Origin of the sequence: Paenibacillus dendrobii (genome assembly GCF_009807035.1) — a bacterium.
GTDB classification, from domain to species: Bacteria; Bacillota; Bacilli; order Paenibacillales; family Paenibacillaceae; genus Paenibacillus_AQ; species Paenibacillus_AQ dendrobii.
The window spans coordinates 791,575-809,884 of record NZ_WUBI01000002.1 but is presented as its reverse complement, the minus strand read 5'-3'; the positions used below and the strand labels follow the sequence as shown (position 1 = coordinate 809,884).

The 18,310-nt window shown below is 47.4% G+C and carries 14 protein-coding genes; 3 read left to right on the top strand and 11 right to left on the bottom strand.

The features are described 5' to 3' along the window. Positions 1–3 precede the first annotated feature (3 nt). The 8 genes from GRF59_RS17455 to GRF59_RS17420 form a co-directional block, all read right to left on the bottom strand. Positions 4–1,224 (bottom strand): MFS transporter, encoded by a 1,221-nt coding sequence (locus tag GRF59_RS17455; protein ID WP_160498962.1) that lies wholly within the window; start codon positions 1,222–1,224, stop codon positions 4–6. 134 nt (positions 1,225–1,358) lie between these two features. Next, complete coding sequence (locus GRF59_RS17450; protein WP_160498961.1) at positions 1,359–2,204, bottom strand: carbohydrate ABC transporter permease; 846 nt, start codon at positions 2,202–2,204, stop codon at positions 1,359–1,361. A gap of 27 nt (positions 2,205–2,231) precedes the next feature. Beyond that, the gene (locus tag GRF59_RS17445) at positions 2,232–3,134 is read right to left on the bottom strand and encodes a carbohydrate ABC transporter permease (RefSeq protein WP_160498960.1); all 903 of its coding nucleotides are present in this window, start codon (positions 3,132–3,134) and stop codon (positions 2,232–2,234) included. Between the two features lie 92 nt (positions 3,135–3,226). After that, a complete protein-coding gene (locus tag GRF59_RS17440; protein WP_160498959.1) occupies positions 3,227–4,603 on the bottom strand; it encodes an ABC transporter substrate-binding protein in 1,377 nt (458 codons plus the stop codon). A gap of 315 nt (positions 4,604–4,918) precedes the next feature. Further along, a complete protein-coding gene (locus tag GRF59_RS17435; RefSeq protein ID WP_160498958.1) occupies positions 4,919–6,220 on the bottom strand; it encodes an extracellular solute-binding protein in 1,302 nt (433 codons plus the stop codon). A 38-nt stretch (positions 6,221–6,258) separates the two neighbouring features. Further along, the gene (locus tag GRF59_RS17430; RefSeq protein ID WP_160498957.1) at positions 6,259–7,242 is read right to left on the bottom strand and encodes a substrate-binding domain-containing protein; all 984 of its coding nucleotides are present in this window, start codon (positions 7,240–7,242) and stop codon (positions 6,259–6,261) included. Positions 7,243–7,248: 6 nt separating this feature from the next. Beyond that, positions 7,249–9,051, bottom strand: coding sequence for a cache domain-containing sensor histidine kinase (locus GRF59_RS17425; protein WP_160498956.1), 1,803 nt, complete (start codon positions 9,049–9,051; stop codon positions 7,249–7,251). Between the two features lie 5 nt (positions 9,052–9,056). Beyond that, a complete protein-coding gene (locus tag GRF59_RS17420) occupies positions 9,057–10,667 on the bottom strand; it encodes a response regulator transcription factor (RefSeq protein ID WP_160498955.1) in 1,611 nt (536 codons plus the stop codon). A gap of 339 nt (positions 10,668–11,006) precedes the next feature. Here GRF59_RS17420 and GRF59_RS17415 point away from each other — a divergent pair, with 339 nt between their 5' ends. Genes GRF59_RS17415 through pgmB form a run of 3 tightly spaced genes read left to right on the top strand, consistent with a single transcriptional unit; the run spans position 11,007 to position 12,966 of the window. Next, positions 11,007–12,017, top strand: coding sequence for a LacI family DNA-binding transcriptional regulator (locus tag GRF59_RS17415; protein ID WP_160498954.1), 1,011 nt, complete (start codon positions 11,007–11,009; stop codon positions 12,015–12,017). A 43-nt stretch (positions 12,018–12,060) separates the two neighbouring features. Next, a complete protein-coding gene (locus GRF59_RS17410; RefSeq protein WP_160498953.1) occupies positions 12,061–12,240 on the top strand; it encodes a hypothetical protein in 180 nt (59 codons plus the stop codon). A 57-nt stretch (positions 12,241–12,297) separates the two neighbouring features. Next, positions 12,298–12,966, top strand: a complete 669-nt coding sequence (gene pgmB, locus GRF59_RS17405) for a beta-phosphoglucomutase (RefSeq protein ID WP_202128716.1) — start codon at positions 12,298–12,300, stop codon at positions 12,964–12,966. Between the two features lie 93 nt (positions 12,967–13,059). On the opposite strand, the gene GRF59_RS17400 is transcribed toward pgmB, so the two are convergent. The 3 genes from GRF59_RS17400 to GRF59_RS17390 all read right to left on the bottom strand — a co-directional run bounded on the left by GRF59_RS17400 (position 13,060) and on the right by GRF59_RS17390 (position 18,291). After that, complete coding sequence (locus GRF59_RS17400; RefSeq protein ID WP_160498952.1) at positions 13,060–14,598, bottom strand: response regulator; 1,539 nt, start codon at positions 14,596–14,598, stop codon at positions 13,060–13,062. A gap of 1 nt (position 14,599) precedes the next feature. Further along, positions 14,600–16,510, bottom strand: a complete 1,911-nt coding sequence (locus GRF59_RS17395; RefSeq protein WP_160498951.1) for a sensor histidine kinase — start codon at positions 16,508–16,510, stop codon at positions 14,600–14,602. Positions 16,511–16,611: 101 nt separating this feature from the next. Continuing rightward, a complete protein-coding gene (locus tag GRF59_RS17390; protein ID WP_202128715.1) occupies positions 16,612–18,291 on the bottom strand; it encodes a type 2 periplasmic-binding domain-containing protein in 1,680 nt (559 codons plus the stop codon). Positions 18,292–18,310: the final 19 nt, after the last annotated feature.

Sequence of the window (18,310 nt, the reverse complement as noted above, 5' to 3'; positions counted from 1 at the left end):
ATATTATAGCGGCATTTGCTTGGTTGCAGCGCCGTGTACCTGATTATGTTTGCTGTTTTCAAGGCCGGCAAGTCTCTGGAAGACAGGAATGGCAAACAAACAGGCAATGGTGATGAATACGATAATGCCAAAGGCCAAACCCTGCATCTCGGTCAGCGTAAAGGTCAGGCTAAGAAGCAGGCAGCGTGTAAACACCAGAATGCATTCGCGCCAGACAAGAAACGTTCGCTTGGTCGCCGGATCCAGGTGTTTGATATATTTGAACTGCTGCGCATTCCATACGATGGAGAAGTAAAACATGCCGATAGAGGTGAGGACGTTCGATGTAATCAGCATCGCGGGATGATGGAGCAATGCGATCACAAACCCGAGCGCAAGCAGCGATGTTCCAATCCATAACCACCACATTTCGTTAAACTTGATCCGTCGGTACAACAAGAGACCAAGCAAGGAGGATAGGGTATACAACAAATTGAGCAAAGCAATCAGCAGTTTATTCTGGGTGACTGAAAAGGTGAACAGAAGGGCAAATAAATTCTGGAACTGCAGGAAGACTCCCGACGCGAGCAGCGACAGCAGAACCCATTTGGCTCCAGGATAGCTGAAGGCAGAGCGGAAACCTAAAGTATAGAAAGGTTCACGAGGCTCTTGGAGAGAAGTAGGGGCAGGCAGGTAGATACGCGGCATTGTTGCTGAGTACGCCAGCATGATTATGATGAAGATGAGCATGGTAATAAAAGATCCCCGGTAACCGAAGCCCTGGATCACAGCAGCGGATAGAATGGGAACGGCCATGTTGAGCGCCTGAGAAGTGATGTTGATTGCGGCAAAATAAGGCGCAAGTTCGTTTTCTTTACCTTGCATGGCTACGCCCAGGTTCTGCGAGGATTGGGAAAAGCCGAACATCATGCCCACAGGGATCCCAAGCAGCGTAATCCAGAGCCAGCGGTTATCAAGATGAACGGTCATCAAATACACGAATGCTGCGGCACCGCATAAAGCCGAGATCGCGAGCAGCAACCTGATGGAATACTTATTGATGAGCTTGGAGGCGAGGGCGAATGTGAGCCCCCAGCATATGTACATGGACAAATTATAAAGAGAGACGTCGCCGATTCCGTTGCCCTCTTCCCAGATATACAGATTGACAAAGATGGCGATATAAATGGAAATAATGGAGCTGATGATGTTCATGATCAGAAGTTTTCGTATATCCTTAGACACGTTGTCCGCTCCCTTTTCGCATTGGAGATAAATGTAAAATGGACTTAAAAAAAACAATAACCTTAGAATGGAAACTCCCAGACTAAGGTTTGTTTGGTTGTGTTTTCGTGGCTAGCCTAGTCAGCCGATGTCGGCTACTTAACGGCGCCTGCCGTAATTCCGCTGGCAATCTGGCGCTGGAAGAACATATAGACAACGAGTACAGGAACCATGGTAATCAGCAGTCCTGCGAAAAGAGGACCCCATTCCGTACGATACTGCATTTGGGCCTGCATCATAGCGATGCCGACTGGCAATGTGTAATGTACCGGATCGTTTACCAGAATGGTACCGATAATATATTCGTTCCAAATGTTCAGCACGTTGACGATTCCGACCGTTATCAGACCAGGCTGAGACAGAGGGAGCATGACCTTGAAGAATATGCCGAAATAGGATGCACCGTCAATTGCAGCGGCTTCTTCCATTTCTTTAGGCAGGCTTTTGAAGAAACCGACCAGAACGAAAACGCCGAAGGCAATCAAGGTGGAGGCATATACCAGAATCAGACCGAAGGAAGAGTTGGTCAAGTGCATGGAATTTAACAAGAAGAATAATGGGATCAGCGCTAAGCTGAAAGGTATCATCATCGATGCGATATAAATCAGGTAAAGGAAATTGCTGCCTTTGAACTGATATCTTGCCAGCACGTATGCTGTAGTCGCGGCGAGAAATAATCCCAGCAAAGTCGAACCGATCGTAACGACGACGGAGTTCATAAAGTATTTATCGAAGCTGAATTCACTCCATACGTACGTAAAGTTGCTCCATAGCAGCGGAATATCCGGCAAAGACCATGGCATTTTACGGAAAAATTGATCATTGTTTTTCAGGGCGTCGAGCAATGTCCAGAGCAGCGGATAGAGCACGGACAAGCCCCATATGATCAGAATAGCAAAGAATATGATTTTGAAAATTGGATTTAAACCGCCTGATTTCATAATTTGTTCCTCCCGTGCTATTTCAAATCAGCTGATTTCAATAGTTTCCTGATGCATTAAGCGTTGCAAAATAACAGTCGTAATGAGTGAAACGATCAAAATCAGTACGCCGATGGCAGCACCATAGCCGAAATGATATTGTGTGAAGGCCATCTGATACAAGTAGGAGCCCATAACCTGCGTGGAGTTGTCGGGTCCGCCGTTCGTCATGATCATAACGATGACAAAGGATCCGTTCAGCGTCGTCATCATGATATTCAGGATGGATACCTTCATTTGTTCCCAGATCAAAGGCAGGGTGATGTAGCGGAACTGCGTCCATTGTCCGGCGCCCTCCAGACCTGAGGCTTCGTAGTAAGATTCCGGAATACTTTGAATGGCTGCAATCAGGAGAATCATGTAGAAGCCGATACCCGCCCAGATCGCCGGAGGAAGAAGCATCCAGATCGTATGACTGGTAAAGCCCAGCCAAGTAATGTCCACTTTGTCTTTGGTAAACAGGGACAGAAAGGAGTTCAAAAAGCCGATCTGCGGGTTATAAATGAAATTCCATAGTACGCCGATAACGACAACGGAGATTACATTCGGAATGAAGAAGATGGAGCGGAAAAAGTTTGATAATTTGAAACGGAACCGGGTTAATGCGATAGCGAAAAAAGTGGCCAAAATCATAATGCCGATAATTTTGCCTACAACGAGAAAGTAGTCGTTGCCCATCGCGTTCCAGACAATCGGGTCATGAATCATTTCTTTGAAGTTGTCCAAACCGATAAACGTTTTATGATCCGAAGAGCCAGACCAGTCGAACAAGGAATAATACATGGCTTGTATGACAGGATAGATCATAAACACGCAGAAGAACAGAAACGTGGGTAGAATGAAAGTTGCGATAAACAGGTTACGCTGCCACTTGGTTGTTCCCAATTTCATCTGGTTAAACCTGCCTTTCCAAAATAATTTAAGGAGGATGACCGAAGAGTATATCCTCGTCATCCTCCGTCTTTATCGTCTGTTGCTATTTATTATTTTGATGCTTTTTTTGCTGCTTCTACTACACGTTCTACCCATTGTTCTGGGGTGATCTTGCTAATGGTCAGGGCGTCTGTGGCATCCTGCATAGCCTTGTCAACGTCGGCGTTGAAAGTAATGGCAGGTACTACGACGGTGTTGGCATCGGTCAGGTATTTAGCTGCGTCTTTAACATGGCTAGGCGCGTTGGAAGCACTGATGTCGCCTTTGATATTGGAAGGAGCGCCGCTAAGCTCTGCCCATTGGGAAGCTTGAGCTTTGGAGAATACGAACTCCAGGAATGCTTTAGCTGCTTCTTTATTCTTCGCGTTTTTCGCGATGGCTACGTTTGCAGTAGATGTGTTCGCAACAACTTTACCGCCGGCATCTTGCGTAACCGATGGGATGAAGCCGAAGGAGAATCCGCCTGGAACGTCTTTAGCCATTTCGTTAGGCAACCAGAGGCCGTTTGGAATAAATGCATCCTTATGTTGCAGGAAGAGCATTTGGGAATCCGTATGGTTGATCTGGATGGAAGCTTTGTCGATGAACCCTTTATCGCGAAGCTCCACGATTTTCTTCAGGGCAGTCATTACAGCCGGTTGTTGGAAGGCTTCAACTTTGGATGCTGCCATGTCCTGAAGGATCGAAATGTCGTTGTTATTCGCAGAAACGATAGCCGGATACAGGATGGCACCGTTAATGTAGTAAGGATATTTACCTGTATGGATGAAAGGTGTCGTTCCAGCGGCTTTGATCTTATCGCTCACAGCCAGGAAGGACTGCCAGTCGGTTGGCTCTTCCCATCCTTTTTCTTGGAAGAGAGCCTTATCCCAGAACACGCCCCAAGAGTTCAGAACGAGAGGGATGTCGTAGACTTTACCGTCAAATTCTTGCGGAGGTTGTGCCAGAATATCGGTGATTTTATCGCCGTCGATATTTTTGGCATCCTTCAGCCAGTCGGTCAGATCTTCGAGCTGTCCGTCTTCAACCATTTGGCGGTCGTTCAGGTTAGGTCCGTCGATGTATACGAAATCCGGCGGATTGCCTCCGACCCAGCGGGGTTTCATTTGATCGTTGATCTTAGGACCGCCGCTTTCTTTAACCTTCAGATCCGGGTTTGCAGCTTGGAAGTCGGCAATGACTTTCTTCCACCATTTGTCGCCGTATCCGCCAACAAAGTATTGGATTTCAAAATCGCCTGTCAATTTCTTCGTTCCGCTGTCGGTTGGTTCTGTTTTAGTGCCTTCATCCGTTTTGGTTGTTGTTTCATCTGTTTTTGCGGGTTCCGGTTGTTTAGCTTCTTCTTTGGAACTGCCGCAACCTGCAAGTGGAGCCACGGCCAACAATGCCGCAATACCCAAAGCAGCCAATCTTGTTTTTGAGACCATAAAGCTAACCCTCCTCAAGAATAATGTTCACGCCATATCGTCTACTGTCTTGAATTACAGCGCCTACATTTATCATAGTGAGATGGGACGTGCGGCTCCATCGAAATTCTTCCACGAATTCTTTATTATTTTCTTTTCTGCAAAAAATGAATTTTCGTCATAACTCTATCTATAACTTATTCGGTCTAATCCAAAATAGAAGGGTCCGCGTAGAAAGGCTGTAAGAATGCACAAGAAGAGCCGGACAATGTCCGGCTCTTCTTGGATCTGATCAAGGTTAATCAAGCTTTGAAGCAAGCTTAGACCATTAATTCCTTATTGGCGTTGATGCTTTTTAAGCTCTTGCTGTTCTTCTTCAGCAAATTTCTGAAGCTGATCCAGCGCCTGCTTGGGGGTAACATCGTCATGAAGCACCGCATCTCCCATTTTACGCGCCGTGTCCATCACGGCTTGCCATTCGGGCTGCTGGATCGGATAGTAGCTCGCCTCGCGCAGCGCGGCAAGGTCTGCCTTCATCTCCTCGTTGGCTGACCCGAGTCTCTCGCCTGTAAGCTCAGTAACGGGCAGGAAGCCCTCCTGCTGGATGATTTCTTCATATACCGGGCTGGAGTAGAGATAATCGAGAAATTTGGAAATGGCCACCTTGTTGGTATGATCGGTTTTGAAGGAAACCAGCGTGTCTTGGACGCCAAAATTAATCGGCTTTACGCCGTCCTTAACCGGTATAGGGCCTTTATCGTATTCCAATTCCGGGAATTCGCGCGGAACGACCAAATTGAAATAGTTGCCTGAGATCATCATGCCAAGCTTGCCGTCTCCAAGCACACGTTGTTTCTCATCCCGGGTGGTCACGGTAGGATCGGAATCGGTCAATCCCTGTAAGTACATTTCTTTAAGGAAAGTCAGCCCCTCCACGTTTTCGGGAGAATTGATGGTCCATTTGCCATCCTTGGTCCAACCGCCTCCGGCGCCAAGGAAAAAGTAGGAAAGGTATGCCTGGATTTCATTGTCTGTCAGATCCACGCCAAAGCCGGAGGCCATGCCGGTATCTTTGATTTTTTGGGCGTCTTGTTTCAGTTCGGACCATGTCTTAGGAGGCGATTCAATGCCTGCATCCCTGAACAATTGCTTGTTGTAATACAACTTTCGTGTCGAGGATACATAGGGAATGGCATACTGTTTTCCGTTCCAGCTGTCCAGCTTCAACAGATCCGGGTAAAACTTTTTCTTGAGCTCCGGTGAGATGAGATCATCCATGTCGTTTAGCAGACCGTCGTTGGCGAAGTGGGTGTATACATTGGTGTTGAGCAGGTCCGGCGGCTGATTTTTGCTGATCAGGGTGGTGTAGATGATATCGAGAATATCCCAGTTGGCCACTTGCAGATTGATGACGATATCCGGATTTTTGAGCATGAAGTCCTGAACTATGTTTTCAAGCAGTGGCCGCGTTTGAGAACTGTACTCCGATGCAACAAAATTAATGACTGCAGCCGGATTATCCTTGGGCTTCGGCATTTGCTTGGGCTCGTTCGTATTGGAGCAGGACAAGAGCAGCGGCGGTATGACCAAAAGGGAAAAAGACAACTTAGCCAGGCTGGTAAGCAGGCGGGAGTTCATCTGGCGCTCACACCTTTCTTTTAGGATCTCTGAAATGGTTATTTATCGATAAAAGGGAATAAGAGTTTCTGATTTTCCGGGGAGTACATGTTTTCTTTCGTGACGACAATCGAATTCGTATAGGTCACAGGCTTGACCTTTTTTCCATCCAATAAGTCCAGCACGGTTTGTACTCCCAAATATCCAATATTGAAAGGCTGCTGTACGACAGTCGCATTCAGCGTTCCTTCTTCCAGAAGCCGGATCTCATATACGGAGGTGTCAAAGCTGATCAGTTTGATGAGACCGGTCTTATTGGCATCTTTAATGGCCTTGGCCGCTCCCAGCGCTGCCGATTCGTTCAGGGCAATGATCGCGTTCAGGTCATTGTGCTCCCTCATAATCGTTTTGGCTATGATGTACGCACGTTCCTCAGAATCCGAATTGTAGTAGGTTCCGTATACGCTTTGCGAGAAGGGGAGAAGCGCTTTTCGTACTCCTTTTTCCCTTTCTGCAGAAACTCCCGAATTGACGAAATCACTGATGATGACGGATTTTGGGCTGTCTTTGGTCTGCTCCAGCGTAACCTTGCCTGCCTGCATACCTGCCGTGAAATGGTCATTGGAGACCAAAGCAGGGGCGGAATTCTGACTTACGGGCGTATCGATGATAACCAGAGGGATTTTGGCCTCTTGAATTTTTTCCATTTCTGCGGTGACCCGGTCATCATTGATGGGGGCGATCACGACTGCTTGGGGCTTTTGCTCCAAGACCTCCTCCAGCAATCGGATTTGCGCATCGATATCGGTTTCCTGGAGCGGTCCGTTAATCGTGATGTTCACCCCGGATTCCTTGGCAGCCGCTTCGGCTCCCGCACTGACGGTCTGCCAAAAATCCGAACGGATATTATGCTCTTTCAGGATCACGGTGATATTGTGCTCCTGCTCGGGCGTTGGGATAAACAGCTTGAAATATAAAATGATATACACAACGGAAGCAATGAAAATGATCGTCATCAGAAGAGTGGCACGTTGTATTCGCATAGGCTGCTACTCCTTTATTTTCGGAATGATGATGGTTACGGTGGTACCCTCTTCCGGCTCGCTTTGGATTTGAATACCGTACATACTGCCAAAAAACAGCTTGACCCGCTCGTTCACGTTTCCGATTCCGATTCCGCTTGTTGTCTTGGTTTTCTGCTGCTTGTCATGTACCGTCCAGATGTCTTCAAGCTGCTCGGGAGTCATGCCCATGCCGTCATCCTCGACTTCAAAAATAATGACCTGGTCCTGCTCGCGCCCGCGGATCGTGATTTTTCCCGGTTCCGGTTTATTGCGGACGCCATGATAGATGGCATTTTCCACAAATGGCTGCAGGAGGATCTTCAGCGTCTTGTAGTGCATGATATCAGGAGATATATCGATCTCGTACTCAAGCTGCTCGTCATATCTCATTTTCTGAATCAAAAGATAGTTGGTGATATGCTCCACTTCCACCCGGATCGGCACTAGCTCCTTATCCTTGGTAATGCTTGCTCGGAACAGCTTGGCCAGGGCGGAGGTCATCAGAACCACCTCTTCGTGCTTTTTCTGCTCACCCATCCAGATAATCGAATCGAGTGTATTGTAGAGGAAATGGGGATTGATCTGTGATTGGAGCAGCATGAGCTCGCTTTTTCTTTTGCTTTCTTGCGTATCGATGATCTCTTCCATCAAATTCTTGATCTGAGCCAGCATCAGATTGAAAGAGCGTCCCAGTTGGCCGATTTCATTAATGGGCTCGATATTGGTTCGGACATCAAAATTGCCGCGTTCCACTTTTTTCATGTCGCGCTGCAAAATGCGCAGAGGTTTGGACATGCGGTAAGACAGGAAAAGAGACAGCAGCAATGAAAAGAGAATCCCGGTAATGGCATAGAGCAAAATCGAATTGCGGATCGTGCCTTCATTGGCAATCAGGTCATCGGTATATGCTACGCCCACGATCTTCCAGCCAAAATTGGTATCCTGAACGGAATAGACACGTTTGCCCTTATCATCATCAACGGTAAAGGAGGTGCCGCTCTGGGCTCCCGCCGCCTTAACAATCGGTTCTGACCGCAAATTGCTGTATAACAGCTGCTGCTGCGGATGATATACAATATTGCCGGAATTGTCGACGATAAAGACGTATCCTTTTTTGCCCATATTGATCTTGCTGCAGATATCGTTAATAATGCTCAAATTCAAGTCAACCAGAAAAATGCCTTCCCCCCGGATTCCATCCGTGCTCTTTAGCTCCCGGCTCAGTGAAACGACCCACCGGTATTCATTTTGGATAATGTTCTGAACGTGGGGAGGTGAGATCACCGATTGGCCGCCTTTGCTCTTGGCCTCTTTGTACCAGGACTGGTTTTCCAGCTTGGTGTAAGGGTTCAGGAGGGTAATTCTCCGGTCAGAAACAGAAAAGCCGTTATACCCAAACACCATAATGGCCGAAATATCCTTGCGCGAGTAAAGAATAGCCTGAAATAAGTCCGAGATACGCTTTTCGTAGGGTCTCCGGTCCCCTTTGCTGATAAAGCTGTTGTTGGAAATATAGTATTTGACGTCTTTATTGGTCATGGCCAGCATACTGATGTTCTCCATATTGTCGATATAGGATTGGATGTTGGAATTGACCTGTTTAATAATTTCCTGCACATAGCTTTGAGAATTCGTCTCCACGGCATCGACCGACAAACGATAGCTGTTTAGACTGATGACCATGACCGTAATCAGAATCAGGCATGAAAAGGTGAAAAAAATGCTCGATTGAATGCTTTTGAACGGCAGGAAGGGAATGAAGGAGGCGCTCTTTCTAGATCTGGACATCAGGCTCAGCTCTCCTTGGCGTGCCGGTCACGATACTCCCTTGGTGTCATGCCGGCATGTTTTTTGAACAGAATGCTGAAGTAGTTGGGATCTCCATAACCGACCTTCCCGGCGATTTCATAAAACTTCATGGTGGTATGCTGAAGCATTTCCTTGGCCTTTTCCATACGGATCCGGGTTAAATATTCCACGAAGGTTTCCCCGGTGTGCTGTTTAAACACGAGACTGAAATAACTGGTGCTCATAAGCACATGACGGCAAAGATCCTGCAGCGAAATTTTTTCTTCGGCATAATGGGTTTCGATATATTCAACCGCTTTGCGGATTTGAGTCAGAGTATAGTGGTTACGATTCTCGGAAATCGCCGTCATGACGGAGGATACCGTTTCTTCTAGCCATGCCTCGATCTCGTCCAATGTTTTGAATCTATACACATCGGTCAGATGGATTTGGCGGCAGTCTTCACCAAGTCCAAGCTCCTGCGTCGTATTCATGAGGGAAAGAATGACTTTCTGGATATGCAGCAGACAGGAATCGAGCGGAACCATGCTTTCTTTGAGCTGTGCCACAAATCCCTGAATAAACTGATGAACCTCCTGTATGGAGCCGGTCTTGACCACGGAAGCGAGCTGGCGGTCCCAGTCGCTTTGCGGCTGATTGCCGTACGACGGCCTGCCTTCGAAATCCAGTATGCTGAGCACGCGGTTCTTGCCAAGCAAGAATCGGTAATCAAGAGCGGACAGGGCGCTTTTATAGGAAAGAGGAAGCTCTTCAGCCGTTCTGCATGCTTGTCCGACACCGATGCTGACGGTGAATTTTAAAAATTTATCGATATAAAAACGCGCTTCCTCCGCAATGCGGTATGCCTGTTCATAAAGAACGGTTTCATCCTCTTCGCCGGAAAATACCAAAACAAGCCGCTCCTCGCGCGTACGGAAAAGCAGCAAATTCTCGCGATTCGCAATTTCCTCAAAAACATTAAATGCCGCATAGCGGAGAATTTCGGTATCGTGACCGGTATCGGTACGGATATTGCGTATGCCAAAATCATCAATGTCGGCGACCGTCACCAGCTGCAGAGGAGAAAGCGGTGTCAGGCCGAAGTATTGAAAGCGTTCGTTGATCTCCGCCGTTCTCAGGCCGTTCACTACGAGACGTTCCAGGAAGCGCTCTTTTAGCAGCGGTAGACTTTGCTTCAGTTGATTGTACAGTCTGCTTAAATCCTCATGCTGCTGGGCAACCTCATCCATTTCACGCTTGACCTTGTGCAGCAAATCTCTCATTTCATGGGCCGTGATCGGTTTCAAAATAAAATCGGAAACCTTGAGCCGAATCGCCTGCTGCGCATATTCAAACTCATCAAAGCCTGTAAGGATAATCATTTTTACATATGGATATTTTTGCGATACGGCGGCTGCCAGCTCCAGACCGTCCATAAAAGGCATGGATATATCGGAAATAATGACATCCGGCACCGTATGTTCCATGACTTCAAGCGCTTCGCGTCCGTTCGGATAGTCTCCAATCAGCTCAAAACCATGCTCTTGCCAATTAATCGTTCGTTTTAACCCATCCCGGACAACCGCTTCATCATCGACGATAAAAACCTTGTACATCGGTGTCCCCCCTTGTCTATTTGCGTCGCCGCAAGGCTATGTTCTGGAATAATTATACTTTAAAAGGAGATTTGTGAACACTGAATTATCCGCTTTTCGGCATCGCAAGCTTCAGCGATATTTGTCTGCGGAGCGCTTTTTTTAAGTGAAATATAATATAAAATAATAAAATGGAAAAGAGGGGGAGCTGCGGGTGGATAGAACTTCATTCGTTCATTTGGATGGAATTCGTTTGTTATATCAATTTTGACAGGATATCGGCACTATGATTTAATTATGTGAATATGTAATCCTATCCAGTAAAATATATTGAAATCAAGAAACTCAGGAGGTGAGCGGATGGCAACAATAAAAGACGTGGCGAAGTACGCGAATGTATCGACGACGGTCGTATCCAAGGCATTGAACGGATATACCGATGTAAGCGAGGAAACGAAGAAGAAAGTGCTGAAGGCCGTGGAAGAGTTGAATTACTCTCCGAATATGCTGGCCAAAAACTTGAAGCAGAAGGTAACCAAATCCATTGCACTTATTTTTTCGAATTTTGAATATTCCAATGGCAAAGACGGCGTTTTGTTCAAAATGATGACAGGTATTTTCGAGGCAGCCTCACATTACAATTACGAGGTTCTTTTATATACCCGGAACTTGTCCGAGCAGCAGGATAAATCCTACTGGCAGTTTTGCAAAGAGCATAAAGTCTCCGGAGCGGTGATTACCGGACTCAAAACGACGGATCCGTATTTTCTGGAGATTGTCGATAGCAACTTTCCCTGCGTCGTCATTGATGCGGATATTACGGGGATGCATACCGGCTCGATTATGACCGATAACGTTGAAGCGGCAAAATGCGCGGTTCAGCATTTAATTAACCATGGCCATAGGCATATCGGTATGGTGAATGGTCACAACTATGCGGTCGTAAGTAAAGAGCGTCAGGAGGGGTATCGTCAGGCGCTGGAACAAAATGGCCTCAAATATGACCCGTCTCTTGTCGTCAACGGCGACTATACCGAGGAATACGCCTACGAATTGGCGGATACCTATTTGCAAGCGCATCCGGAGATGACAGCTGTTTTTTTTGCCAGCGATTTAATGGCGATCGGCTTCATGAGCCGTTGCCGCGAGTTAAATGTCCACATTCCTGCAAAACTGTCCATCATCGGCTTCGACGATATCGTTCTTTCCAGCTATACCACTCCAAGGCTTACGACCGTCCATCAGGATTTTCAACACATGGCTTTTATGGCTTTTGAGCAGGTCATCCGGATCCTGGAAAAGCAGGAAACAGGACAGCATCAAAAAATTTCATTTCATTTGGTTGACAGGGAATCTGTAGCGATGCTATAATCACCTCGGAAGCGCTTTCATATTTTAACAATATTTTTTTGCGGTGTTCGAAATCGATTTCGTTTCAATGCGGATCGGGGATGCCACGGTTGATGTGAAGCTGCTGTCCAAGCAGGGGACATTGCAGGCGGATATTATCAATCCGTCCGGGTATAAGATCATCCTCGAGTGGAAGGGTCAGACACATATTTCCAAAGAGACACAAATATCGATTACGATGTAAAACTGAAGTTACAGATATTTTCATAGATGAAGGTTAGGCGATCAAGGAGGCACAAACATGAAATTGCAGGCCGTACTATTCGATTTGGACGGAGTCATCACGGACACGGCCAAATACCATTTTACCGCGTGGAAGCAGATGGCAGAGCGGATCGGAATTGAGATCGACAGCGACTTCAATGAATCGCTGAAAGGCATTGAGCGCATGCAGTCATTGGAGCGCATCTTGGTTCACGGACATCAGGAACAGAAATATTCACAGGCCGAGAAGGAACGCCTCGCTCAGGAAAAAAACGATGAATATGTATCGCTGCTGGCTGGTCTTACGCCTGAAGATACGTATCCAGGGATTAAGGAGCTGCTGACCGAACTTCAGGAGAACAAGATTCCGGCAGTGATTGCTTCAGCCAGCAAAAATGCTCCTTTGATTCTGGAAGCACTACAGCTGAATACTTACTTTCATGCGATCGTTGATCCGGGCGGCATTCCCGGCAAGCCTGAACCCGATATTTTTGTGAAGGGTGCAGAGCAGGCAGGGGCTGATTCGGTTTATTGTATCGGAATTGAGGATTCCCAGGCCGGCATCGAGGCGATAAAAGCAGCCGGCATGTATGCGGTGGGAATCGGAGAAGAGAGCATTCTCGGACCTTCCGGAGCGGATATCGTGTATCCATCCACAAAGGAGCTCACTCTTCAGCGTCTGCTTACAGCGGCACAGCTGGCATAATAGCATCATCAAAAAGGCAGTTCAAGCCATTCGGCTTGAACTGCCTTTTCTTTGACGGGAGAGCGTCGATCTGAATCGCAATATCGCAACACTTCATTTGAAGTGGATCCATGTCTTTTCGCGGTATTCCATGGGAGAAACGCCTTCCAGCTCACGAAAGACCCGGTTGAATTGTTTGACGTTTTCGAAACCGACCTGATCTGCAATCTCGTAAACTTTCCGGTGCGTTTCTTCCAGCAGGTCTTTGGCTTTGTCAATCCGGACTTTCTTCAGATAGGGAACAAAGCTCATTCCCGTAAAATGTTTAAAAGTTTCACTGAAGTAGGAATAATTCAGCGAGACGTGGTTGGAAACGGTGGCCATATTAAGCGGTTTGTCGTAGTTTTGCCCGATATATTCGATCGCTGCTTTCATTTCAGCATGCCCGATATGGGCTTCTTTAATATCTTTGATGTATCCGTCCAGCCGCAGCAGCAGATCTTCCGCATCATGGATATAGTCGCTGATCGTCTCGCTATGGTACAGATACCCGATTTTTTTGTAGCTTTTCAGAATTTCCACCGAGGCTTCGCCGTAGCTTGTAAACACCTGGTCAAACACCAGCTCATTCACCAGTCTGCTGAGTTGCTCAAGATACGAAATGTTATGGCGTTTGATTGTCTGTACATTAAAAATGCAATGCCACAGCTCTTGTATTTCCTGCTTCCTGCCGGTTCCAAGCAGATTGGCCAATCTGCGGATCTCCTCTTCCGGAAGGCCTTGCGGCATGGTGAGGTGGTTGACATCCTTGTAATAATAGATGGAGGCATCCTTCTTGGCTTGCAGGATTTGATATTTCAGAGCCTGCTTCGCCTGAAAATAACTGTGTTTTACTTTCTCGGGTTCCTTGTTGACGGCGCTGACGCCAATCCCAACATGCAGCCGTTTTTCCTGCGCATATACAATAAAATCTGTGAAAAGACTTTCATCGGAAGTAATAACAACCAGGTTGCGATCCTTATCCGTGAAGGCTATGGAATTCTCGCCGGTGAAATGCTCCGCCCACAACTTTTTAAAATCGGAATCCTGCCTAGGTTCGCCTTGGATCACTCCGGTCACATAGGGCTGAGTCAAGAGATGGAGACCGGCTTTGGCACAGCGGCTGCGGATTTCTAGCTCAGGGATATCCGGATGAAGAAAAATATAGTTCAACTGGTCCGCAGCCTGCTCATCCTTGTACTTATTCAGCTTCTCAAGTTCTTGGTTCACCTCATGCTCCTGCTTCAGATCATCCGTAATACGGTTTAAGGCTTGATATAATTCTTCGCGAACAATGGGTTTGAGCAAATATTCCCTGACCCTGTACGTTATCGCTTCTTTGGCATATTGAAAATCATCGTAGCCACTTAGAATAACGACGGCTGGAGGAAGAGGGGAACGGTTCAATTCCTGGATCAGCTCCAGACCATCCATGCCGGGCATGCGTATATCGGTTATGATCATGTCTGCTCTCTCATCGCGGTACAGTTCAAGTGCTTCCACGCCTCCGGCAGCCAGCCGAATGCTGTACAAGGAAGGATACTCCCTTTCAATCATGGCCTTAAGACCGATTCGTATGTTTCTTTCATCATCAATGATTAGAAGTTTGTACATATCAGGCTACGCCTCCATTCAGGTTGAAGTTGGGGACCTTCATCATGACCCGGGTGTATTTTCCTTCCTCACTTTCGACCCACAGGCCATACTCATGACCATAAAACAGCTGTAGACGCTGGTGAACGTTGCGCAGTCCGATCCCGTTGCCGCTTTGGCCTTCCAGAGGAAGGGCATTGGTTTCAAGACGAGGAGATGCAGATGGGACACCCGTCTCCGGAGAACGTATTTTGAGGTTAAGCTGTTCGGTCCTCTCAAGGGACATTCCCGTCCCGTCATCCTCAACGACAATAATCTGCGTCCGCTTATCCGCAAGAGTCTTCACCCTGATGTTCAGATCGGAATCGCCTGAGGTACTGCTGCGTAGTCCATGCTTGACTGCATTCTCAATAATCGGCTGCAGGGACATTTTCAGAACCTCGAGGTCGAGATCGGGCTCTAGCAGTTCGCTGTGAAAATGGATTCGTTGGTCAAAACGCAAATTCATCAGTGAAACGTAATGCCGGATATGGCTCATCTCCTCGCGCAGCCGCACATATTCGCTGCTCCATCTCAGGTTGTAACGCATCATGCTCCCGAGTGAAGTTAAGGCATCGGATATAGGCTGCTGGTTCTCCACTTCGGCGAGCATCTTGATGTTTTCCAGTGTATTGTACAAAAAGTGGGAGTCGATTTGATTCTTCAGCGTTTTCAGCTCGGCTTCCTTGGAGGCAGCCTGCTTGTTGACCGCATCGGCAATGAGCTCGTTGATTTTATTGATCATTTTCCGGAAATGATGGGTAAGCTCACCAACTTCGCTGCCGCCGCCCACGGGAAGCTGGATGTTGAAATCGCCGAGACGTATTTTTTTCATGGAAAGCGTCAGCTGCCGCAGTTTTTTCAGAATCAGCGAATTGAGAAAAAAGGTGGAGACGGACAAAATAGCAATCAGGATTACATTGACCAGTAAAATGGTGTTCCGCGTTTTATTCAGTTCAGCGAGCACGACCTGCATGGATGTCATTTGCACGACGTATGCGTGGATGCTGTCTATGTAGGTATACACGACAAGGTAAGGCTTGCCGGACAGGTTCAAATTAAAATGGACAAGCGTTTTTTCATCCGTAGGGTGTAGCCTCTCATTAAGCTTTGCATCCGCAAGCTGGTAGACAGAGAGCAGGGGAGCCGTATTGGGATAATACAGCCGGCCGCTTTCATTCATAATTACCATCTGCGATTGCCCGTTGTCTTGGACTTTATATGTGCTGGAAAAGAAGTTGTTTAGCAGCATATCAATTTGAATCAAGCCGACATGCCTGCCTTTCGGATATTCGATCTCGCGCAGCAGGGACATTTTCTGGCGGTATTCCTTTTCATCCAACACAAGATTATGAATCGGTTCCTTGTCCCGTTCGGATATTTGCCATAAGCCTGCTCCGTCCATGCGATTGAGCTCCTCGTACCAAGCCTCGCCCTGCACACGGCTTTCTTTCAAAAAAACGGGCCAGATTTCACTAATGAAAGGATTATCAGAAAAAATGCGGATATGCTCGATATCCGGATTGTTGAATTGAAGCCGCAGAATATTATTCACGGTACTGTTGCTGAACTCGATCAGCTCGGATGTATCCGGATCGCTCGAACGGTCAAGATAATACATGACCTCCCGATCTGAAAGGGCCAGCTGGACCGCTCGTTCCATCGTCTCCATATTGTTCCTGATGTTCGTCTTCTCGATTTCAATCGAGCTCTCGCTTTTACGCAGGACATCCTTCGTGAAGTTTTCGTTTAGCTGCCTGAATATAATGAGCGAGAACACGATGCTCGGGATCAGAATGATAATGATATAGGAGAAAAACAGGCGCTGCTGCAAAGAGTAATGCTCGAGCCTGTGTACGAATTGCTGTACTAGTGTGCGTAAGCGTCTGAGCAAAGGGATCACGTCCGGAATGATATTTTGGAAATACAAGACGAAAATCCAAAAAGCCCACGCAAAAATGGGGCTTTTTGGATATAATTTTGCTGTTATACGGATTACTTCAGGAATTCCTGAAGCTTGTTCACGTTATCCTCAAACTTGGTTTGCTTGAAGGCATCAACCTTGGCGAGTCCTGCTTTATCCCGCTTTTCGAGGAAATCGCTCCAAATCTTATCAAATTCTTCATCCGATTTGCTGAGCAGGAGTTTCGGCAGCGTTTTGCCCCAAGTCTGGGCAATTTTATTGCTGGCGACGCCTTCCTCGGAGTTGCCAGTCGGATTGATGTTATCGTATTGCGAGAAGCTCTTCGTTTTGCCTTTGGTCCAATCCTCCATTTGTTTGAATGGTTCGACACTTGCCGGCTGCCATTGCAGGATCATGTTCGTGTCCTGCATCATCCAGAAGGTAAGAGAGGAGCCGTATTTTTTGTCAAAAGCAGAGCGGTCCTTATTGAGAAGGTCGAGCACTTCCGGTTTAAACTGGTCTTTGCCGTCAATCGTGTCATAGCTGACGCCTTTTTCTCCAAGGAACAGATCCTTTTGTCCTTCTTCGCTGATCAGATACTCCAGGAAGCGAATGGCTCTGGCTTTGTCTTTCACTTTTTTGGAGATCAGCGTTACCGTCCAGCCGGAAATACCTGGTCCCGCCAGCGTCGGAGGATCCAGCTTCGAGTTGGCCGGGCCATCCACGGCGATGTATACGGAATTCGGATCTTTGGCATAAAGCGCATTTTCTTGGGCAGTCATGTCACTGCGCTGGTACATCATGGCGAAATAGCGGCCTTGCGCGATCTTCTCTTCCATCTGCGGACGTTTGTCAATGAATACATCCTTGGCAAGTAGCCCGTCTTGATTGGCCTGGCGGAATGTCTTGAGCCAGCGGAGATATTCAGGATCTGTCGTGCGATCATACAGCTTGCCGTCTTTTTCATACGGGATGGCTAGGAAGTTTTGCAGGTATCCTTCAAGACTTCCATTGCCCACATCGTTAAATTCAGTCAACCCGAACGGAATCAGAGGCTGACCTTCGACTTCAGGGAATTTCTCTTTCGCCAGTTTCAGCGCGTTCAGGAAGCCTTCCGGTGTGCGCATATCCGGTTTGCCGAGCGCTTCATACATATCTTTGCGGACAAGGAAGGTCTGATTAGAGAGATAGTCTCCCGAATATTTCTCGAAATCCTTTGGCGAAGAGGATGAGTTCGGATAGACATAGGTATTGCCGTCATCCTGCTTATACCAGGACATCTTGGCCGGGTCTGCCACTTTCATAAAATAAGGATCATACTCATCCGCCAGCTTGTTCAGCGGGAGCACCAGATCGCCCTCGATCATGGATTTGACGCCGTCTTCCCACCAGCCCAGCGTGATGAAATCGGGAAGGCTGCCGGATGCGATCATCGTGTTCAGCTTCTCGTTTTCATTCCCGGCAGGTACGATAAAGTTGAGGTTGACGCCGGTTTTCTTCGTGACGTATTGGGAAGTCGGATCCACACCCCATTTGTTGGCGAACCAGGAGAAGTTCAAATACCAGTCGAATGTGATCGGCGACGTGTCGGCTTTCCAGCCTGGTTCATCTGCAGATACCGTTTTCGTTTCCGCCGCGGGTTCGGTTTTGCTGCCTTCCGGTTCCGCGTCTTTGGTCTCTGTCCCGGAAGAACCGCCGCATGCGGCAAGCGACAGCATCAGTGTGAAGGCTAGGAGCAGCAGGCTGCTCTTGCGAAATGCGTTTTTTCTCATCATGGTTTACCCCTCTAGA